1 pseudogene is annotated in these 210 nt (G+C 40.5%); it reads right to left on the reverse strand.

Going from position 1 to position 210, the window contains the following annotated elements:
• Positions 1-47 precede the first annotated feature (47 nt).
• Positions 48-210, reverse strand: a pseudogene (locus ACNQO6_RS18660) (DNA polymerase III subunit beta); the annotation flags it as partial.

The following is a 210-nucleotide window of genomic DNA, read 5'->3' on the forward strand; positions in this document are numbered from 1 at the left end:
TTATTCGCGTTATTTGCATTCTTAATAACTCAAATGATGAATGCCAATTACACACGCATCGGCATAACATCATATGTCTGGTCTGGATGCGCTGGATCTTGAACTAGTACCGATTGATTTGCTTCAGTCATGCTCATTCTCACATCATCACAACCAGCACACACAATACATCCAGGATTTATTGCGCATTGAATGACATTTCCAGTGGTG

Source organism: Acinetobacter calcoaceticus (assembly GCF_051947995.1).
Lineage (GTDB): Bacteria > Pseudomonadota > Gammaproteobacteria > Pseudomonadales > Moraxellaceae > Acinetobacter.